We start from the raw sequence: 20,782 nt of genomic DNA, 5'->3' as shown, positions 1-20,782 counted from the left end.
CCTCGCGGACCGCCGTCCGCTGCCGCTGCCTGCGCGGGTACCCGCTCTTGCAGTCTGCAAAGGTCCCGGCCGAAGCGCGCGCCGGGGCGGGCCGCCCGTGTGCGCGCCGGGAACGGCTCTCGGGGCCCGGGCCGCGGCTCACCGTCAGTCGGCGAGGTGGCGCTGCAGCCAGTCGGCGGCGGCGCGGCGGAACAGGCGGCGGCTGTCGGCGCGCAGGAAGTCGTGGCCCTCGTTGCGCAAGGTGAGCAGCTCGGCCGTCCGGCCGCGTTCCCGTGCCGCCCTCACGAACTGCTCCGATTCACGCGGCGGGACGTTGGTGTCGTGCTCCCCGTGGACGGCGAGCACGGGCACGCGCAGTGCGTCGATCCGGGTCATGGGAGACAGGGCCCGCAGCAGCTCCCTGTCGCGTTCCGGATGCCCGTACTTGTGCGCCGCGGACTGCGCGATCCACGGTTCGGTGCCCTCGAAGAACGTCGCGAAGTCGGACATGCCGCAGACCGCGACCCCGGTGCGGAACAGGTCGGGGTGCCAAACGAGGGAGGCGAACGTGAGGTAGCCGCCGTACGAGCGGCCCATCACCGCGAGCCGTGCCGGGTCGGCGGGGCCCGCCAGTACGGCGTGGGCGGCGCAGTCGGCCACGTCGTCCAGGGCGGCGAACCGGCCCCGGCCGAGGTCGGCGTCCACGAACGACCGGCCGTGCCCGGAGGAGCCGCGCACGTCGGGTGCGAAGACGTCGAGCCCCCGCCCGAGGATCTCGTGGTAGAGCGGGTTGAAGACGGGGCGTTCCTGTTCCTCGGGGCCGCCGTGCAGGTGGATCACGCAGGGAGCGGGCTCGCCGGGGCCGCGCCCCGGTGCGCGGTAGTACCAGCCGTGCAGGGCCAGCCCGTCCCGCGCGGTCACCGCCACCGGCACCGGCCGCACGGGCGGGCGGCCCGGAGGCACCGCGTCCTCGTCCTTGGACGACCAGGGCGTGCGCACCAGCTCCACGCCGGCGGACAGCCACCACACGCCGGGGCGGCGCTGTGAGCCGGACAGCGCCAGCACCAGCCGTCCCCGGCCCGCGCCCACGATGCGGGTGACCACTTCGTGCGGCAGCGGCAGCGGCACGGGCCGGGGCACGCCGGTGGCGCCCGGGGCCGTACCGGTGGCGGGCAGGTCGACGATCTCGGTCTCGCTCGCGCCCCGGACGTTCCAGGCCAGTGCCGCGGTGTGACCGTCGGCGGCGAAGGCCAGCAGCTCCAGTTCGCTGCCCGCGCGCTCCGCCGCGACGGACCAGTGGCGGGGGCGGCCCTCCGCGTCGAGTCGGGCGGCGATCAGGGCCGCGAACTCACGCTCGGCGTCGCTGCGCAGCCAGAGGGTGTCCGCCTGGGGCGAGAAGCGGCCGATCCACGGATCGCCGTCGGCCACGGGTACGACACACGTCGTGGCGAGATCGCTGGTGCGGACCACGACCGCCTCGCGCCGTCCGCGCGGGCCGCGCCGCAGCAGCGCGAGGGCACCGTCGGGGCTGAGGTCGCACACGCGCAGCGTCGCCGCGTCCTGCTCGGTGGCCAGCAGGACGGGGGCGGCCACGCCGTCGGGGTCGATCAGGTAGGCCGACAGCCCGTCGCCGAATCCGGCCGTCGCAGGGAACCGGCCGTGCCGTGGATCGTCGTGGGCCGGCGTCACCCGGCCGTGCGGCGCGGAGGTGAACAGGGCGGCGAAGCGACTGGCCCGCGGCCCAGGGGGCGCCGGGGCCCCGCCCTGCGCCGTCGGCCTCGGCTCGGTCGCCGTGAGCGGCGCGGGTCCGAGGAGTACGGCGTCGCCGCCGCGGCCGGACCAGCCGGCGGGCCGGCCGCTGCCGCCGTGTTCGGCCTGAGGGGCCGTGTCCGGCGGCAGGCCGGTGGGGACGGCCACGGTGACCGCGACGGCCGATCCGTCGTGCGCCCAGCAGCCCAGGTAGGCCGTGGTACCGGGTTCCGCTCCGGCCAGGATGCGGCGGTCGGTGCCGTCGGGGCGTACGCACAGCACCCGCAGGTGCTCCCCGCCGCCGGGGGCGGTGGTGTAGGCGATCCAGCGGCCGTCGGGTGACCAGGACACCTCGCGGACGGGGTGGGGTCCGGCGTCCAGGAGCCGCACCTCACCGCCGTCGACGGGGCCCGCCCACAACTGGGGTACGCCTCCGCGGTCGCAGATGAAGGCCACCTGCGCTCCGGCGGGGTCGGCCGACGGGTACCAGCAGCCGTGTGCCGTGAGCCGGGTGGCGCCTTCGCGGGGGCCCGAGGCGTCGGTGAGGGGGATGTGCGCCGGGGCGGCGTGGGTGAGGCCGTGCCCGTCCGGGTCCGGGGCGGCCTGCGGGAGGATGCGCCCGTCGGGGCCGGGGGCGGCGCGCGGGAGAACCAGCCCGTGCGGGTCGTGGGCGGCCTGCGGGAAGCCGTGCACGTCCGCGTCCGGGGCGGCCTGCCCGAAGCCGCGCGCGTCCGGGCCTTGGGCGGCCTGCCCGAAGCCGCGCCCGTCCGGGTCCGCCGCAGCTCCCCTCGCACCGCGCGCCGGATGGAGGTCCGCGGACCGCCCGGCCGCCGCACTCGTGGGCCGCCTGGCCGCCGCGTTCATGGGCGACCCGGCCGCCGCGTCGGGGCCGTCCGCGCCGGAGGTGATGCGTTCGCCGGTCATATTCCGTGCGTCTGAAGCCATGTCTCCAGCAGAGCCACCTGCCACAGGGCGTTCGCCCCGCGCTTGGTCCGGTGTTCTTCGGGCGCCGCCAGCAGTTCGGCGACGTAGGCGTCCTGGAAGAGCCCGCGCTGCCGTGCCTGCGGAGCGCTCAGTGTCTCGCGGACCCGCTCCAGGACGGGCCCGGCCATGTGGGTGATCGCCGGGACGGGGAAGTAGCCCTTGGGCCGGTCGATGACCTCGTGGGGCAGCAGTTTGCGGCCCGCTTCCTTCAGCACGCCCTTGCCGCCGTCGGCCAGCTTCAGCTCCGGCGGGCAGGCGGCCGCCAGTTCCACGAGTTCATGGTCCAGGAACGGCACGCGGGCCTCCAGGCCCCAGTCCATGGTCATGTTGTCGACCCGTTTCACCGGGTCGTCGACGAGCATGACGTGCGTGTCCAGCCGCAGGGAGGCGTCGAGCGCCGTCTCGGCCCCCGGCGCCGCCATGTGCTCCCTGACGAAACGGCCGGAGACGTCGTCCGGCGGGAGCATGTCCGGCTGCAGGATCCGGGAGAGGTCGGCGTGGGGCCGGTCGAAGTAGGTGTCCGCGTACCTGTCGGCCGCCCCGGCCCGGTCGGCCGCGGCCAGCTGCGGATACCAGTGGTAGCCGGCGAAGACCTCGTCCGCTCCCTGCCCGCTCTGGACGACCTTCACCTCCTTGGCCACCTGCTCGGACAGCAGATGGAACGCGACCACGTCGTGGCTGATCATCGGCTCGCTCATCGCCGCGATCGCTGCGTCGAGGGCCGTCGACACACGCTCGGAGGGCACGCGCAGCCGGTGGTGGTCGGTGGCGAACTCCCGGGCGATGAGATCCGAGTAGGGGAACTCGTCCCCGTCGGTGCCGCCCTCCGACTCGAAGCCCACGCTGAACGTCGCCAGGTCCCGCTGTCCCTCGTCGGCGAGCAGCGCGACGATCAGGCTGGAGTCCAAGCCGCCGGAGAGCAGGACGCCGACCGGCACGTCGGCGACCATCCGCCGGCGCACCGCGGTGCGCAGTGCGTCGAGCACCGCGTCCCGCCACTCGTCCGGGCCCATGTCCGCGTGCTCGGGCCGGCGGGTGTACGACGGCTGCCAGTAGCGGTGGTCCCGGTGGGTGCCGTCCGGCTCGACCACCCGCACGGTGGCCGGCGGCAGCTTGCGCACGCCGTTCAGCACGGTGTGGGGTGCCGCCACGGTCGCGTGCCAGCTGAGGTACTGGTGCACGGCCACGGGGTCCAGGGAGGTGTCGACGTCGCCGGCCGCCAGGAGGGCCGGGAGCGACGAGGCGAACCGCAGCCGCCCGGGCGTCTGGGCCAGATAGAGCGGCTTGATGCCCAGCCGGTCCCGTCCGAGGATCAGCCGGCCCGTCCGGTGCTCGGCGAGCACGAAGGCGAACATGCCGTGGAAGTGGTCGACGCAGTCGGTCCCCCACTGCCGGTACGCCTTCAGGATGACCTCGGTGTCGGAGGTCGACTCGAATCGGTGCCCGAGGCCGAGCAGCTCTTCGCGCAGCGCACGGTAGTTGTAGATGCATCCGTTGAAGACGGCGGTGACCTGCTGCTCCGTGTCGGTCATCGGCTGCGCGCCGAGGTCCGACAGGTCGATGATCTTCAGTCGCCGATGGGCGAGCGCCACGGGGCCCCTGGACCACACCCCCTCGCCGTCGGGGCCGCGGGCGGCGAGCCGGTCACTCATGCGCCGGACGGCCGCGACATCCGGCCGTCCGCCGTCGAAGCGTATTTCGCCGCTCAGGCCGCACATCACGCACCACCTCCCCGGCGCGCGATACGTACCTGGGCCTGGGTGGTCGACATGTACTGCTTCACCTCACGAAACGCAACGCTACGAACCACCCAACCCAGGGTTCCCAGGTGACCGGCGAATACGCATCCGCCGCTCTCGCGCCATCGACGACCCGGCAGTGAGCGGGCGGACCGGGGGCGTCTCCTCTGGGCCGCCGCCGGCGCGGTGACCCACGCTGCGGAGTCGGCGAACGCCCGTCGCGGCATGTCCGCTCCGTCACCCCCGGTCACCGCTGACCACCCGATGTGCAGGCCGGCCGTAGGCCGACCACTCGGGCTGGACCTCCACGAGGGGGGTCCAGCCGGTCGTGCGGGCGCTTCACGCGTCCGCGGGCGGCTCCTGACCGAACGACGCATGCATCCGCCGGGTGTGGTCCACGTGCCGTTCCGGGCCGGTCAAGCGCACCGTCGCCGTCAACCGGGTGTCGGCGCTGGAGGCCGCCAGCCGGAGCTCCAGCTCACCGGGTTCCACGACGCGCCGTCCGTCGCGGCCGGTGAAGGAGGCGAGGTCGGCCGGGACGGTGACGCGCAGGCGGCGGGACTCGGCCGGGGGGAGCGGGACGCGGGCGTAGCCGATGAGCCGCTGCACCGGCTGGACGACGGAGGCGACCGGGTCGTGCAGATACACCTGGACGACCTCGGTGCCGTGCCGCTGCCCGGTGTTGCGCACGGTGAAGGCGAGGGAGAACTCCCCTCCGGTGTCCGCCTCGGTCTGATCCACCGTCAGATCGCCCCAAGCGAAGGACGTGTACGACAGGCCGTGCCCGAAGGCGAAGGCCGCGGTGGGGTCGACGTCGGACACGTCGCTGGCGTGGGCGAGCCGGGCGCCGAGATAGGTGGCGGGCTGAGTGCCGGTGCCGCGCGGCACGCTCACGGGCAGCCGCCCGGAGGGATCGGTCCGGCCGCTCAGCACCCCGGCGAGGGCGGTGGTTCCCTCCGCGCCGGGGAAGAACGACTGCACGATCGCGGCGGCCTCACCGGCCGCGCGGCCCAGGGCGTAGGGCCGGCCGGCGAGCAGGACCGCCACCACCGGGGTGCCGGTGTCGAGCAGCGCGTCGAGCAGGCGCTGCTGCGCTCCGGGCAGGGCCAGCGACTCGGCGTCGCAGCCTTCGCCGCTGGTACCGCGGCCGAAGAGTCCGGCACGGTCGCCGAGCGCCGCGATCACGACGTCGGCCTCCCCCGCGGCGCGCACGGCCTCGGCGATGCCGCAGACGTCGCCGTCGTCGACGCCGGTGCCGCGTACGAGGGTGATGCCGGCCTCGGGGAACTCACGGCGCACGGCGTCGTGCAGGGTGGGCAGGTCGATGCCGGGCGGCGTGTCCGGGTGGTGGACGCCGACGTGCTGGGGGAAGGAGTAGCAGCCCAGCACGGCCGAGGGTGCGTCGGCGTTGGGGCCGATGAGGGCGATGCGGCGCGGTGTCGCCAGGGGCAGAGTGCCGTCGTTGGTGAGCAGGACGACCGCTTCCTCGGCCACCGTGCGGGCCAGTGCGCGGTTCGCGGGTGAGTCCAGGTCGACGGTGCCGCGCAGTGCGTCGGGGTCGTCGAGGTCCACTCCGTCGAGGGCGGCCGGGACCGGGCTCCAGCCGGCGTCGAGCAGTCCGAGCCGTGCCTTCTGCAGCAGCACCCGGCGCAGCGCGCGGTCGATGAGCGGCTCCGGTACCCGGCCCGCCGTGACGGCCTCAATGAGCGGTGCGCCGAAGGTCTTCACGGTGGGCAGTTCGACGTCGACGCCGGCGCACAGGGCCGCGCCGGCCGCCTCGGACCAGTCGTCCGCGACGCCGTGCAGGGTCTTGAGGAAGGCGATGCCGAAGTAGTCGGCGACGACCGTGCCGTCGAAGCCCCAGGCCTCGCGCAGCAGCCCGGTCAGGAGGTCCTCGTCGGCGGCCGACGGCAGCCCGTCGGTGTCGGTGTAGGCGTGCATGACGGAGCCTGCCGCGCCCTCGACCAGGGCCATCTCGAAGGGGGGCAGGACGACGTCGGCGCGTTCGCGCGGGCCCATGCCCACCGGTGCGAGGTTGCGTCCGGCGCGCGAGGCCGAGTATCCGGCGAAGTGCTTGAGGGTGGCGACGATCCCGGCGGACTGCAGGCCCTGGACGTAGGCCGTGCCGATGCTGCCGACCAGGTAGGGGTCCTCGCCGATGGTCTCCTCGACGCGGCCCCAGCGGGCGTCGCGCACCACGTCCAGCACGGGTGCGAGGCCCTGGTGGACGCCGACGGACCGCATGTCCCGGCCGATCGCGGCGGCCATGCGGCGGATCAGGGCGGGGTCGAAGGTGGCGCCCCAGGACAGCGGGACGGGATAGGCGGTGGCGCCCCAGGTGGCGAAGCCGGCCAGGCACTCCTCGTGGGCCAGGGCGGGGATCTTGAAGCGGTTGCCCGCCGTGATCCGGGCCTGGGTGCGCAGCAGGGACAGCGCGCCGAGGGCGGGGTCGACGGGGGCGGTGCCGAAGGGGCGGGTGAGCTGTCCCAGGCCGGCCGGCAGGAGGGCGTCGAGGTCGACGGCTTCCTCCATGTCGTGCTGGTGGGGCGCCACTTCGCCGCCCTCGTCGGAGGCGCCGACCCAGACGCCGTACAGCTGGGCGATCTTCTCCTTCAGGGTCATGGCCTCGATCAGGGCGGACACGCGGGTGCCGAGGTCCTGGGCCGGGTCGTTCCAGAGGGGGACTTCGGGGGTGGTCTCTACGGCCACGTTGGCGGTCACTTTCCTCCCACGCCCATCAGGCCCTGCACGAGGGCCCGGCGGGCGAACAGGTAGACGAGCAGGACGGGCACCATGGACAGCGTCACCGCGCCGAGCAGGCCGGGGATGTCGACGCCGTGTTCGGTCTGGAAGTTGTACAGACCCAGGGTGATCACCTTGGTGGAGTCGGACTGGGTCAGGACGAGCGGGAACAGGAAGCCGTTCCACGCCTGGAGCGCGGAGAACACGACGATGGTGGACAGGCCGCCCCGGCAGAGCGGGACGACGAGCTGGAAGAACATCCGGCGCGGGCTCGCACCGTCCACCGTCATGGCCTCGAACAGCTCCGGGGAGATGTCGCGCATGGCTCCGCTGAGGATGAGCGCCGACATCGGCAGGCAGAACGCAGCGGTGGGCAGGATGACCCCGAGCAGGTTGTCGTACAGGCCGGCCTCGCTGATCAGGTAGAACATCGGGACGATGACGGCCTGGGCGGGGATGGCGAGGCCCAGCAGGAAGAGCCGGAAGATGTGCGAGGTGACGCGGCTGCGGCTGCGCACGATCGCGTAGGCCAGCGGCGGGACGAGCAGCAGGACGACGGCGACCACGCAGACGGTCACGACGAGGGTGTTGAGGAAGTAGCGGCCGAAGCCCGAGTCGAACGCCCCGGTGTAGTTGTCCAGGGTGAAGTCGCCGGGGAAGGAGACCGGTCCGTTCGTCGCGTAGTCCTGCCGGGTGCGCAGCGTGGCCGACAGCATCACGTACAGCGGCAGGCCGACCAGGACCAGCCAGAGGACCGAGCCCGCGCCGGCGAGGTAGTGGGGGCGCCGCCTCATGACACCCCCTCCATGGTGCTGCGCATCTTGTCGTAGCCGGAGACGCGGACGACGATCAGCGAGACGATCGTGGCCGCGACGACCAGGCACAGGGCGACGGCCGAGCCGGCGCCGAAGTCGAAGCCCTTGAAGGCCTTTTGGTACATGTAGTAGGCGCTGATCGTGGTGTCGGTGCCCGGTCCGCCCTGGGTGAGGATGAGGACCGTCTCGAAGGTGGTGAGACCTCCGACGATCATCAGGATCATCGAGGTGATGACCGAGGTGCGCAGTTGCGGCAGGGTGATGTGGAAGAACTGGCGGTAGCGTCCCGCACCGTCGATCGCCGCCGCCTGGTACAGCACCTGCGGGACGGCACGGGCGGCGCCCTGGTAGATCAGGGTGTGGAACGGGGTGAACTGCCAGGTGGAGACGAACGCCAGCACCCCGATGGCCGAGGCCTGCTCGCCGAACAGGTTGCCGTCGCCGAAGAGCCAGGTCATGTGTGCGGGGATGCCGAAGTTGGGGTCGAGCAGCGCCCGCCAGAGCACGGAGACGGCGGTCGAGGACAGCAGCAGCGGGACGAAGTAGATCGCCGACAGCACGGCGCGGTTGCGCTGGTGTCCGGCGGCCCACACGCCGAGCACGATGCTCAGCGGTGTCTGGAGGGCCACGCCCAGGGCGGTGAGCAGCAGGGTGAGCCAGATGCTCTTCATCATCACCGGGTCGTCGAGGATGCGGGACCAGTTGTCCGTGCCGACGAACCGCGGTGAGCCGAGGCCGTTCCAGCTCATGAAGGACAGCACCGCGACCATGATCAGCGGCGCGATGGCGAACAGGGCGAAGAACACGGTGGCGGGCAGGGCCCACAGGAAGCCCGGGCGTGTGCCGTGGGCGGCGTACGAGGCCTGCGGCCTCCGCCGGGCCCTGGCCGGTGCGTCGGCGACGGAGGGAGCGCTCGTGGTCTGTGTGGTCATGAGCGCGGTCACTCGGTGGGGAGGGCCTGCATGGCCTTGATGAATCCGTCGGTGCCGAGCTGCCCGTCGAAGAACTGCTGGACCGCCTGGTGGATGGGCGTCATCGCGGACGGCGGGTAGGCCTGGTCCCAGGACAGCTGGAAGGACGTGGCCTTGGCGACGAGGCCGTACTGGAAGCGGGAGTACGCGGGGCTGGCCGAAGTGCCGAGGAACTGCGGGGTGTTGGTGGTGGTGGGCAGGTTGCCGATGGCGAGCTGTGCCTTGACGAACTCGTCGGAGTACATGAGTTTCAGGAAGGCGGCGACGGCCTCGGGGTGCTTGGTCTTCTTCAGCACCGAGTAGAAGTTGTTGGTGTTGCCGACGACGTTGCCCGCATCGCCCTTGCCGCCGGGGACGGCCGGGAACGCGGTGTAGCTCAGGCCCTTGGCGGCGAAGTCCTTGGCGTCCTGCTGCTGTTGGGCGTAGTACCAGGAGCCCATCAGCTCGAAGCCGGCCTTCCCGGACGCCACGAGCGCCGGGGAGGCGCCGTTGGTGTACTTCACCGAGTCGTAGTTGGTGCCGAAGGCGCCGGCGTCCACGAGCTGGCGGAGCATGCCGAGCGCCTTCTTGCTGTCCGGGCTCGCCCAGGCTTCCTTGTCTCCGTCGAGGGCCTTGCGGAACAGCCCCGGGCCGGCGACACGGTCGTAGACGTACTCGAACCACATCAGGGTCGGCCACTGGTCCCCGCCGCCGAGCGCGATCGGCGTGACGCCCTCGCTCTTGAGCTTGCCTACGGCGTCGAGGAGTTCGTCCCAGGTCTTGGGCGGCTGCACGCCCGCCTTGTCGAGCACCTCCTTGTTGTTGAACAGCAGCACCGGCTGGGTGCCGCGCATCGGTATGCCGTAGGCCTTGCCGTCGACGACGGCGCTGTTGAACACCGAGGGCAGGAACTTGCTCTTCAGGCCGGGGTCCTGCTTGATGAAGTCGTCCAGCGGCATCAGCAGGCCGGCCTTGACGAACGGCTGGATGGAACCGCCGCCCCAGTTGAAGAAGACGTCCGGCGCCTGCGGGGTGTTGATGATCGTCTGGAGCTTCTGCTGGTAGTCGGCGCCGGGGATGGTGTCGAGGACGGCTTTGACGTCCGACGTCTTGTTGAAGGTGTCGACGATCTGCCTCTCGACCTTGTTGCTGGCGTCCCCGTAGACCAGCACGTGGATCCTGCCGTCGTTCGCCGAGCCCCCGCCGCTGCCGTTTCCGCAGGCCGCGACGGTCCCCACCAGGGCGAGCGACGCGGCGCAGGCGAGCGTCCGGGCCATCCGTGTACGCATGATCCTCTGCCTTCCGAATGTTTCGACCACAGTGCCGAAAGTCATGCGGCTGGACAGTAGAGGCAGAAGGAAGACGCGGTCAACGGTCGTGCACGCGCGCGGCCGAACCGTTACCGCCGACGATGACTTACGCTGCCGGACGTGGGCGAAGACGGCGAGGTGAGGGATAGGGTCACCCTGGCGACCGTGGCGAGCGAGGCGGGCGTCCCCGTTCCGACAGTTTCGAAAGTGCTCGACGGTCGTTCGGATGCTGTCGCGGCCGCCGGACCCCCGCGAGGGCGCCCTGCGCCTCGCACTCGCCACGCATCTGGTGCAACGACAGAGCACCGCCCCCCGCGAGGAACTGAGGGACGAAGGCGTGCCGCCTGCTCGGCCCCCTCACCCAGCCGGGGCCCGGTCACGCCGGGCGTAGAGACGGGCGATCGGCTCGGCGCTCAGCCCGTGGAGGACGATGCTGCCGAGGACGGTCATCACCATCCCCCGGGCGATGAAGTCCGCCTGCCGCGCGGGGAGTTCGACGACCGCGAGCGCCCCGAACACGATCGAGGTCACCCCTCGCGGCCCCATCCACCCCAGGAACAGCCTGTCGGCAGGCCTGATCTCCGTCCTCGTGAGGCAGAGCAGCACAGGGACCAGGCGCACCAGCACCACGGCCACGAGTCCGTAGAGCACCACGGCGATGGGAACGTCGCCGCCGAACACCTCGTTGACGATCTGTCCGAAGATGAACCACAGCGCGAGAGCCAGCAGGGTGACCAGGTCGTCGGTCATCTCGACCGCGGTCTCGGGCAGGTGCCGTATCGCCGGGGCGAAGCAGACGCCGGCCACGAACGAGGCCACGAACCCGTTGCCGCCCAGAGCACCGGACAGGGTGTACGCGGCGACGGGCACGGCGAACACGCCCAGCCGTACCGCCGTCGGCCGGGTCCATCCGTGCGCCCACGACCTGCCCAGCAGCCATCCGCTCGTCCAGCCCACCACAACACCGGTGGCGACCGCCCACGCGGACGCGACGACCGCCGTCAGCAGCGCGTCGACGTAATCGGAGTGCGCCCCGTGCGACTCGACGCCGAGGGTGACGCACAGCAGGAAGATCGGGGAGACGATGCCGTCGTTGAGCCCTCCCTCCACGTTCAGCAGCTCCCGCAGCCGGCCGGGAATCCGGCGATCACGGACGACGGACGCGGTGGGCGCGAGGTCCAGGGGGACGACGACGGTCGCGAGGACGGCGAGCAGCCACAGGGGCTGACCGGGGAAGAAGAGGTAGCCGACCGAGAAGGCCGCGCCGAGGGTGAGCGGGAGGGCGATGCCCAGCAGCCGCACGAACAGGGCTTTCTCCCGTGTGATGACCGACAGGGGAACCTCGACGGCGTCGACGAAGAGCAGCAGCGCGAGAACGACCTCGACGGCGTGTTCGAAGGCCTTCGTGTCGAAGTCGAAGTGCAGTGGCGGATCCGACCCCGCGGTCAGCGCCACACCGGTCCCGATCATGGCGATGGGCGCGGTGATGCTCCACCGGGACAGTCGGTGCGCCAGCAGCGACCAGACGAACAGGATTCCCGCGATGACCGCTACGGCGAGCACGGCGCCCCGCCTTCCCAGACTGCACGCTCTTCCCAGACTGCACGCTCCGACACCGCGCAGAGCCTAGGTCACCTGATCCACGCCATGGCTCCGCCACTTCCCGGCGCGCAGCGAAATCCGCCCGGGCAGTCGCTCAGCGGCGCCGTGAACGGCACAAGCGGCTCATGTGGTCGTGCCAGGGCCCGGGTGGGCGACCGAGTCGAGCCGCTGGACCAGGTCGCGCAGAACCGGCCCGTACTCGGGGTGGGCCAGGGCGTGGGCCATTTGCGCGACGAGGTAGTCGGCGGGATTGCCGGTGTCGTACCAGGTGCCCTGGATGACCTGCCCGTAGACCGCGCGGCCGGCGGCGTACGCGTTGACCGCGTCCGTCAGGTAGACCTCGCCGACCGGCCGGCCGTTGTCGCGGTCCTCGTACCAGCGTCTGGTCTGCTCGCGCAGCTCGCTCACGATGCCCTGGGTGATGACATAGCCGCCGATGGCCGCGAACGCCGAGGGGGCGTCGGCCGGCTGGGGCTTCTCCACCAGGCCGGTGATGCGCAGCCGGCCCTCGCCCAGGTCCTCCTTGACGATGGGCACGCCGTAGCGCTGGGAGTCGGCGGGCTGCATGGGCATGAGCGCCAGAACGGGGCAGCCGGTCTGCTCGTAGGCGCGGATCAGCTGCTGGGCGCGCGGCACCTCCGCGACGAACACGTCGTCCGGCCACAGGACGAGCACCGGCTCGTCACCGAAGGCACGGGCGGCGTTCAGGACAGGGGTCCCGTTGCCGTACGGCCCGTGCTGGTCGAGGTAGGTGATGTGGCCCGTGCGGGCCAGCTCGGCGACCTCTTCGACCGCGTCCGCGTACGCCGTCTTGCCGTCGGCGCGCAGCTGTCGCACCAGGGCGGGGTTGGGCCGGAAGTGGTCCTGGATCAGGGACTTCCCGCCGGAGACGACGATGGTGATGTCGGTGATACCGGAGTCCACCAGCTCCCGCACCGTGTGCTCGATGACCGGTTTGTCGCCGACCGGGAGCATCTCCTTGGGGATGGCCTTGGTCAGCGGCAGAAGGCGGGAGCCGAGTCCGGCGGCGGGGATCACGGCCCTGCGGATCGTCGGGGACATCAGGTCTCTCTCGGTCGACCGGCGCGCCGTGCCGGCCGGCACGGTACGCCCCGACGCTACGCCGGTACCGCCCCCGTTTCACGGACTCGGCCCCGTGGCTCCACGCTCACGTCGCCTTCTCCGTCAGTGACCACTCCCCTGCAACGGGAATGCCACAAGATCCCGCGATCCCTTGTTCCCGCCCCGGGAGGAAGGGCGACAGTGTCTTCGCGGACCATGTGTGCGGGCGGTGCGCGCTCACCGACCGGCAGGACGGACAGGGGGAGTTCGGGTGACGGCGACCTGCGTCATTCTCGACATCGGCGGCGTACTGGAGATCACGCCGGACACGGGGTGGGTGCAGCGGTGGGAAGAGCGGCTGGCACTGCCGCGCGGCACCGTGGGTGAGCGGATGCACGACGTGTGGCGGGCCCGCAGTGCGGGGAGCGTTCCGCGCGGCAGAGCACGGCAGAGGGCGTCGACGAGGGCGGCCGCGTCGGGGCGGTGGGGCCGGATGCGGCCGGCGCGCACGAGTGTGCTCGGGGTGGTGCCGCCCAGGTGGACCGACCCCAAGTCGTTCATGTCCAGGGAGAGCGGGGCCTCGGTCCGTCGGGACGCAATCGGCCTTGCCGTCCGGATGGTCAGCAGACTCTCGACGCGGCGCCGATCCTCATCCCCGGCCGGTCCCCGCTCAGTGCGCCCACTCGCGCAGCAGCCGCTCGCGTTCCGCGCGTCCGGGCGAGCCGCCTTCCCATGCGCGTCCCCACTGCGACATCGCCGCCAGCGTCGTGGCCATCGTGGCGGCGCCCTGCGTGAGGCGGGACAGCAGGGCACGGGAGAGGTCGGCCTCTGCCGGGGTGTAGCCGACGGCTGCGGCCGTGTAGGCCGCCAGCTCGTGGTCGCCGTCGTGCGATCCCACGTGCAGGGTCATCATCGGCGGCGTCTCGTCCATCAGCGTCGGGCCGATGGGCAGGGCCAGGTTCGCCACCGTGTCCACGGCGAACTTCCGGACCGCGCCGATCTGCCGCTTCAAGGTCTTCACCGGTACGTCCGCCACCGTCAGGGTCCGCACGTCCTCCCACAGGAAGACGCCGGACTGCCTCTCGCCGAGGGCGACCACACCTTCCGGCGTCAGGCGGACCCCGGGGGCCAGGCCGGACGGCTTGGCGCCCACGTACACGTCGCCCTCGGCGATCCAGAACAGGCCCACCATGGCCATGGATTGCTCACTTCCCCCCGCCGACGCCGTCGTCCTCGTCGTATCGCGCATCAAATGATCAGGTCGTCCACCGCAACGCCCGAAGGAGCCGGGAAGTTCCCCCGTTCACAAGCCGCGCGGGAAGTGGAGCCCCGGAGGGCGCCGGTCGGCTCACACCGGTTCGGGTTGCGGTTCCCTTTGCTGCGGCGCGGGCAAAAGCGCCGGTTCCCAGAGCCGGGTGGTGCGGACGTAGCCGTAGACGACCGAGGCCATCGCCAGGAGGAGAAGCGGCCCGAACAGCCCCGGATGCCCGGCCATCTCCAGCGGCAGAAAGCGGTACGCCAGCAGCAGCGCCGTGAATACCGCGGTGCCGTGCACCACCAGCCCGATCGCTGACCGGTCCCAGCCGCGGTCGAAAGCGCGCAGCCCTGCCTCGATGGTGAGCGCGAACACCACACCGGCGACGAGGTCCACGCCGTAGTGATAGCCGAAGCCGAGCGTGGCGCTGAGCGTGGCGATCAGCCAGAACGCGCCCGCGTAGCGCAGGAGCCGCGGGCCTTTGCGGGAATGGATGAAGATGGCGGTCGCCCACGCCGTGTGCAGACTGGGCATGCAGTTGCGGGGGGTGAGGTCGTCGTACGTCACCGGGTGCAATGCGGTGACGGGTGGCGGTGTGTTCGGCCAGAGGTTGGCCACCGCCCAGTGCACGCCGCCGGTGCCGGAGGCGCCCGGGCCGTAGGCGAAGACCGGTCCGACCACCGGGAAGACCATGTAGATGGCGGGGCCGAGCAGGCCGATCACCAGGAAAGTGCGCACCAGGTGGTGGCGCGGGAAGCGCCGCTCGGCCGCCACGTTCCGCAGCTGGTAGAGCGCTACGACGATCGCGGCCACCGCCAGCTGCGCGTAGACCACGGCGAGAAGATGGGTGCCGATCGGGTCGGTGGCCTGCAGGATCCGGCCTGCCAGCCACGACGGGTTGCCCAGCGCGTGATCGGCGGCCGCCACGTACGGGTCGAGCACCGTCGGGTGGGCCTTGGCGGTGATCACCAGCCAGGTGTCGCCCGTCTTGCGGCCGGCCACCAGGAGCAGGCCCAGTCCGACGCCCTTCAGCAGCAGCACGCGTTCCGGGCCCGTGCGGCGCGTGACGGCGATGACCGCGCAGCCCAGCATCACCCACAGTGCACCGTTGCCGAAGGTGTGCCCGTCCGTCATCTTGACGCCGGCCGCCCACCGTACGAGGACGAAGACGACGTCTATGCCGATAGCGACGCCGGCCGCCACGAAACGCTGCCGCCAGGTGAGCACCACCATCATCAGCGCCAGACCGCCGTACAGCGGCCCCGGTTTCGGGGCGAATATCACGCCGTTCAGCTGGTCGGTGATCGGCCCGGGTTCGCCGTAGTGGCGCGCGGCGATCTCCAGCGCGACAAGGAGCGCGAGAGCCGCCGCACCCGCCGCGCCCCACAGCATCACTCGTCGTTGACGCCACGCGATCGACGGACTGCTGTCCTTTATGCCTGGAGATTTCCGCAACGCTCTGGATATCAATCTATTCGGCCAATTTGTTCGTTATGGGTTCACTGAATGGAAGCGATGAGATCATTCACCGCAAGTCCGAACATGCTAGGGGAGCGGTGCGGGCGGCTTTTCGCCGGGCGATGAGAAAGGCGGGAAATTGTCCGGTTCCGGCTGCGGAATTCGGCCTCGGGGAGATCATCGGCGACATGTCGGCCGCCGCTCCCGGGTCGCTCCCCCGGGCCGGACGTCATGGCACAGTGGCCGTATGTGCGGCCGATTCGTCTCCACCCGCAGTCCGCAGGACCTCAGCCATCTCTTCGACGTCGCCGAATGGCGCCCCGACGAGACCCTGGCGCCCAGCTGGAACGTCGCCCCCACCGACGACGTCTACGGCGTCCTGGAGCGCGCCCCGCGCACGGAAGGCTCCGGCGCACCCCCGCGCAGGGAGCTGCGGCCGCTGCGCTGGGGGCTGGTGCCGTCCTGGGCCAAGGACCCGTCCGTCGGCTCCCGCATGATCAACGCGCGCGTGGAGACGGTGCACGAGAAGCCCGCCTACCGCCGCGCCTTCGCCCGGCACCGCTGTCTGCTCCCGGCCGACGGCTTCTACGAGTGGACCGAGGTCGAGGACGCCGCCGGCGGCAAGAAGCGCAAGCAGCCGTACTTCATCCAACCCGCCGACGGACAGATCATGGCGCTCGCCGGCCTGTACGCGTACTGGCGCAACCCCGGGGTCGACAACGACGACGACCCCGCCGCCTGGCTGACGACCTGCACCATCATCACCACCGAGGCCACCGACGCGGCCGGCCGGGTGCACCCCCGCATGCCGCTCGCCCTCACCCCGGACCACTACGCCGCCTGGCTCGACCCCCGTCACGACGACGCCGACGAGCTGCGCGCCCTGCTCGAACAGCCCGCCGGCGGCCGCCTCGACGCCCGCCCGGTCTCCCCTGCCGTGAACAACACCCGCAACAACGGTCCGCAACTCCTGGACGAGGCCACGCCGTAGCCCGCGAGGACCGACAACCCGGCGTGCACCGGGCCGCGGGGACCGCCCGTCCCGGGTGCTGCATCGAATCTGCGCCGCGGTCGTGCACGCTCCGGGACTGGACGCGGCGGCCTTCTGGCGACTCGACGTGCCGCCCGTTGACCGTCACCGAGCTCAGCGGCCGGTCGGGGCGCCGGCATCTACGGCCCGGGATTCGGAAGGCGCTCGGCCAACACACCGAAAAGCACGCCGAATCCGGCCCACTGAGCAGGAACTGGTGGGCCGGACGATCACGACGGCGAACGCGGTCATCGCGACCACGGTCGCCCACCAGGTAGGTGCCCATCGGGACAGCGGCAGCGCGGCGATGCCGCCGAAAGCGACCGCTTGGACCAGGACGCCGGCGGCGAGACCGGCGAGCCTGCCCCGCACGAGGAGGTTTCCCACCGTTGCGGAGCTCATGGGTGCGCGGCGTCAGTGGCAGGGGAAGCCGAGCAGGTGGCGGGCGTCGTGCACGTGCTCGTGGACGCCCGTGCCGTTGCACACCTGGGCGGCATGTTGCGCCATGGCAGGTGCTCCTCGGGGAGGGAGGGGACGGTGCGGGCTAGGGTGGGGATGACGGCTAGCGAAGCGGGTGGGTGGATGGACTGGCGGGAGTACGCCGAGCGGATGGCTCAGCTGGCCAGGGACCTGCTGGCCCAGGATTCGGTGCAGGCGACGCTGGACCTGATCGCGACATCGGCGGTACGACTCGTGGAGGGCTGCGACGCGGCCGGCGTCCTGGCGATGCGCAAGGGCCGGGCGGTGACACTGGCCGCGTGCGGCGACATGGTCGAGCAGTCCGACCGGTTGCAGGCCGACCTGGGTGAGGGGCCCTGCTTCGACCTCGCCCGCCAGGGCGAACGTGACCGGGTTTTCCGGATCGCGGACATGCACAGTCCGTCGCCGTCGTGGCCGCGTTTCTCCGAGGCGGCCCAGAAGCTCGGCATCGGCAGCATGACCGGCGTCCTCCTGTACGCCGACCGCGAGGACTTCGGCGCGCTGAACTTGTACTCCCGCACCCCCGGCACCTTCACCGAGGAGTTCGAGACGGCCGGCTGGCTGCTGGCCTCCCACGCGGCCGTGGCCCTGTCCAGCACCCGCACCATCGACCAGCTGGAGCGGGCGGTGGAGACCCGGCACGCCATCGGCGAGGCCATGGGCATCCTCATGGAACGCCACGGCCTCAGCGAGGAGGACGCCTTCGGCGTGCTGCGCCGCCTGTCGCAGCACCACAACGTCAAGCTGCGCGACATCGCCCAGCAGGTCCGCTCCGCCGCCCCCCGATCGGACTGAGCCCGTCGCCCCGATCGGACCGAGCCCACCGCCCCGGGCCGGGCGGCGGGGCGTCAGCCGGGCAGTTCGGTGTGGAGGCGGATCGTGGTGCCCGCGTCCGGGGTGGAGCGGATCTCGACCAGGTCGCACAGTTGGTGCACGAGCCACAGGCCCCGGCCGCCGGCCTGCAGATGGTCGGGGCGGGAGCGTCCCACCAGCGGGTCCGCGATGTAGCCGGCGTCGCGGAACTCGCACACCAGCCGGTGGTCCTCGCTCCAGGTGCGCAGCCGGCCCTGGCCTCCGCCGTGCCGGATGCTGTTCGCGGCCACCTCGGTGGCGGCCAGATGCAGCTCGCGCAGCTTCCGGCCGCCGAGCCCGTGCTGTTCGGCGCAGGCCGCGATCTTCTCGCGCAGCGCCGGCAGGTCACCGCGGGCGTAGACGAACTCGTCGTACGGGTCGCAGGGACCGGTCAGCGCGGCGAAGTCGAACGGGGCGTCGGGGTCGTAGTCCGTGGACGGTGTGCTGCTGCCCTCCGCGCGGATCTCGGGGTGGCAGCGGGCCATCTGCGCCAGCGCCGCGCGCTCGCCCGCGGTGTCGTAGGGGCACAGCAGCCACCAGGCCGGGCTGTCGGCGAAGGCCTTGTTGAGCAGCCACTCGTGATAGCGCAGCTCCTCGGCCTCGGCCCGGCTGCCGACCTCCCCCCACGGGGATTCGCCGATCCCGCGCACGGGACGGCCCTCGGAGACGTACTCCCGGATCCACTCCTGCCAGGCTGCGATGAGCCGGCCGGGACGGTGTGCCACGGCGGTGGTGTCGACGTAGCGCACCGACGGATCGTCGGGGAGTGCGGACCGCAGCAGCACCACCTTGTCGTGCGGGACGGCCACCACGACGGCCTCGTCGCCGTCGAGGGCCTCCCGGATGAAGCCGAGGGCGCCCGCGACGAACTCCTCCCGGCCGCGATAGGGGTACAGCTCGTGCCGGTACCCGGGCGCGGCGGGGGTGACGAGGCGGGAAGGGGAATCGCTCACGGCTCGATCACCACCGCAATCGCCGGGGCGCCGAAGCCGGACAGCTCCCAGGCCAGCCGTACCGTCTCGTTCGTCCCCTCCAGCACGACCTTGCGGTCCGGCAGCCGCCGGGAAGCGTCGGCCAGCGCGCTCATCCCGGCGGCGTCGACGAAGTCCAGGTCGTGGCAGATCAGGCGCACTGTCGCCGTCTGCGCCAGCAGGCCCCGCAGGATGGCGCCGAAAGCGGGGGCGCCCTCCGCGTCGATGACCCCGTTCACCGTCCAGCCGTCCTTTCCCGCCCGGTACACCTGGAAAGCGGGTGATGCCGGGCGGCTGCCCAGGTGGTGAGGGTGTACGCACCTGACGTGTTCCAGTGTAGAAGCGTCCCAGTCGCCGCTGCTGTACGCGCAGACCACCAGGGCGCCGCTGTCGGCGGCGAACTCCTCCAGGTCCAGTTCGCTGCGCAGCAGCTCCTCCGGGCCCTGGGGGCGGTCGGCGGGCGTCACGTGGTGGAGGACGCGCAGTGAGCGGAACCCCTCACGCCCGGCGCTCACCGCCTCACGGCGCACCGCGGCGAGGAGGGAGCCGTCCAGCCGGGACGGGTCGAGCACCAGCGGGTCGAACTCGCCGGCCGACCGCGGGGCCGGGCCGACGATCACGACCTTGTCGCCGTAGAGGGCACCGTCGGCGACGAAGGCGCGGCTGCGGTCCATGACGTCGTCCGACGGCCCCAGCAGCTGGCAGACGTGGTCACCGGTGGTGACCTCGTCAAGTGTCACCAGTGTGCGCGCCGCTCTCACCGGTCCTCCCCTCCATCGGGTGCCACCCTACTGAACGCCGGCGGCCGCGGGCCAAGCACACCCGAGGGGATCCGTCCGCCGAACTGCCCGGCGGGACAGGGCTACGACGTCTGCGCAGTGCCCTGACTCCGCGGCCGGCGGCGTTCGGGACCGGTCAGGCGGCCTTCTGGGAGGCTGCCGCGTCGGGGCGCAGGTCGTCGAGGGTGAGCAGGTGGGCGGGAGGGTCCGGCAGGGCGACGGTGTGGGTGGTGTGCAGGTCGGGACCGACGTGCAGCAGTTCGCCGGGTTCCATGAGGCGCCAGTGGGGGTTGTCGTCCATGCGCTCGCTGGCGACGACGACGGCGGGGTGGTCGGCGAGGGGCGCCGACTGGACGCGCATGCGGCCGTCGCTGCCGCTGTGGTCGAGGTGCCTGCTGCCGTGCTGGCCGCCCGCGGGGCGCTGCAGAACGTACAGGTCGTGGGTGTCGGGGTAGCGCAGCGCCCACAGTTCCCGCGGGGTGATCAGGACCAGGTTGATGGCGTAGACGGGCAGATGCGCGGCGACCCAGCGGGCGGCCTGCCGGATGCCCGTGGTGACGTCGCCGTCGTGTCGCCGGGTCTCCCGGGTGATCAGGGCGAAGAACCGCTCGGAGTCGGTGTCGCCGCGGACCAGTGAGCGGTCCTGGCCCAGGTGCTCGTCGAGGGTGTCGAGGCCTTCGATGACCCCGTTGTGAGCGAACAGCCGCCCCTCCTGCTCGAAGGGGTGGGTGTTACGGAAGTCCAGGCTGCCGGTGGAGGCGAAGCGCACATGGGCGACGAAGGTCGCCGACTCCTCCTGCCGGGCCTCTCGTGCGAAGGCGCGGTCGCGGTAGGCCGCGATGGGCGCTTTGTCGACGCGGGGGGTGCCGTCGGCGGCGAAGTGGCCGAGGCCGGTGCCGTCGGGGTCGTGGTGACTCTGCCGGCTGAGGCTGTCGGGGGCGTCCAGGAGCCAGAAGGTGGCGTGCGTACGCCGGGGGGCGCTGCTGAGGCCGAACAGGCGGCACACGGGGAACCTCCTCCATCGG

The 20,782-nt window shown here is 72.0% G+C and carries 15 protein-coding genes and 1 pseudogene; 2 read left to right on the top strand and 14 right to left on the bottom strand.

Features of this window, described 5'->3' with window-relative positions; all coding sequences use genetic code 11:
• Positions 1-144: 144 nt before the first annotated feature.
• The 11 genes and pseudogenes from AC0B9F_RS17045 to AC0B9F_RS16995 all read right to left on the bottom strand — a co-directional run bounded on the left by AC0B9F_RS17045 (position 145) and on the right by AC0B9F_RS16995 (position 15,579).
• Positions 145-2,652: a prolyl oligopeptidase family serine peptidase gene (locus AC0B9F_RS17045; protein ID WP_472003339.1), complete on the bottom strand. Its 2,508-nt coding sequence runs from the start codon at positions 2,650-2,652 to the stop codon at positions 145-147.
• Positions 2,649-4,430 (bottom strand): N-acetylglutaminylglutamine amidotransferase, encoded by a 1,782-nt coding sequence (locus AC0B9F_RS17040; RefSeq protein WP_472003338.1) that lies wholly within the window; start codon positions 4,428-4,430, stop codon positions 2,649-2,651. Before AC0B9F_RS17040 ends, AC0B9F_RS17045 begins: the two co-directional genes overlap by 4 nt.
• A gap of 360 nt (positions 4,431-4,790) precedes the next feature.
• Positions 4,791-7,172 carry a beta-xylosidase/alpha-l-arabinosidase gene (locus AC0B9F_RS17035; protein ID WP_472003336.1) on the bottom strand — a complete coding sequence of 794 codons (2,382 nt, stop codon included), beginning with the start codon at positions 7,170-7,172 and terminating at the stop codon, positions 4,791-4,793.
• On the bottom strand, positions 7,169-7,987 hold the full coding sequence (locus AC0B9F_RS17030; protein WP_472003334.1) for a carbohydrate ABC transporter permease: 819 nt from the start codon (positions 7,985-7,987) through the stop codon (positions 7,169-7,171). The genes AC0B9F_RS17035 and AC0B9F_RS17030 overlap by 4 nt, the downstream gene beginning before the upstream one ends.
• Entirely contained in the window at positions 7,984-8,940 is a 957-nt protein-coding gene (locus AC0B9F_RS17025) for a carbohydrate ABC transporter permease (RefSeq protein WP_472003333.1), read from the bottom strand. The genes AC0B9F_RS17030 and AC0B9F_RS17025 overlap by 4 nt, the downstream gene beginning before the upstream one ends.
• A gap of 8 nt (positions 8,941-8,948) precedes the next feature.
• A complete protein-coding gene (locus tag AC0B9F_RS17020) occupies positions 8,949-10,235 on the bottom strand; it encodes an ABC transporter substrate-binding protein (RefSeq protein WP_472003778.1) in 1,287 nt (428 codons plus the stop codon).
• Positions 10,236-10,625: 390 nt separating this feature from the next.
• Entirely contained in the window at positions 10,626-11,831 is a 1,206-nt protein-coding gene (locus AC0B9F_RS17015; RefSeq protein WP_472003331.1) for a cation:proton antiporter domain-containing protein, read from the bottom strand.
• Between the two features lie 162 nt (positions 11,832-11,993).
• A complete protein-coding gene (locus AC0B9F_RS17010) occupies positions 11,994-12,932 on the bottom strand; it encodes a UTP--glucose-1-phosphate uridylyltransferase (RefSeq protein ID WP_472003329.1) in 939 nt (312 codons plus the stop codon).
• Between the two features lie 444 nt (positions 12,933-13,376).
• Positions 13,377-13,559: pseudogene (locus AC0B9F_RS17005) on the bottom strand (sterol carrier protein domain-containing protein); the annotation flags it as partial.
• Positions 13,560-13,602: 43 nt separating this feature from the next.
• The gene (locus AC0B9F_RS17000; protein ID WP_472003327.1) at positions 13,603-14,130 is read right to left on the bottom strand and encodes a hypothetical protein; all 528 of its coding nucleotides are present in this window, start codon (positions 14,128-14,130) and stop codon (positions 13,603-13,605) included.
• A 150-nt stretch (positions 14,131-14,280) separates the two neighbouring features.
• Positions 14,281-15,579, bottom strand: a complete 1,299-nt coding sequence (locus tag AC0B9F_RS16995; protein ID WP_472003326.1) for a phosphatase PAP2 family protein — start codon at positions 15,577-15,579, stop codon at positions 14,281-14,283.
• Between the two features lie 313 nt (positions 15,580-15,892).
• Between AC0B9F_RS16995 and AC0B9F_RS16990 the strand changes: the two genes are divergently transcribed.
• Entirely contained in the window at positions 15,893-16,636 is a 744-nt protein-coding gene (locus AC0B9F_RS16990; RefSeq protein ID WP_472003325.1) for an SOS response-associated peptidase, read from the top strand.
• A 621-nt stretch (positions 16,637-17,257) separates the two neighbouring features.
• A complete protein-coding gene (locus AC0B9F_RS16985) occupies positions 17,258-17,950 on the top strand; it encodes a GAF and ANTAR domain-containing protein (protein ID WP_472003324.1) in 693 nt (230 codons plus the stop codon).
• 53 nt (positions 17,951-18,003) lie between these two features.
• On the opposite strand, the gene AC0B9F_RS16980 is transcribed toward AC0B9F_RS16985, so the two are convergent.
• The 3 genes from AC0B9F_RS16980 to AC0B9F_RS16970 form a co-directional block, all read right to left on the bottom strand.
• The gene (locus AC0B9F_RS16980; RefSeq protein WP_472003323.1) at positions 18,004-18,960 is read right to left on the bottom strand and encodes an anti-sigma factor RsbA family regulatory protein; all 957 of its coding nucleotides are present in this window, start codon (positions 18,958-18,960) and stop codon (positions 18,004-18,006) included.
• Positions 18,957-19,739, bottom strand: a complete 783-nt coding sequence (locus AC0B9F_RS16975) for an MEDS domain-containing protein (RefSeq protein ID WP_472003322.1) — start codon at positions 19,737-19,739, stop codon at positions 18,957-18,959. The genes AC0B9F_RS16980 and AC0B9F_RS16975 overlap by 4 nt, the downstream gene beginning before the upstream one ends.
• Before the next feature lie 154 nt (positions 19,740-19,893).
• Entirely contained in the window at positions 19,894-20,763 is an 870-nt protein-coding gene (locus AC0B9F_RS16970) for a class II glutamine amidotransferase (protein ID WP_472003321.1), read from the bottom strand.
• Between the last annotated feature and the right edge of the window lie 19 nt (positions 20,764-20,782).

The sequence above is a fragment of the Streptomyces sp. NPDC097129 genome, assembly GCF_055668065.1.
The sequence above is the reverse complement of the archived record's forward strand: the minus strand, read 5'-3'. Positions and strand labels throughout refer to the sequence as shown.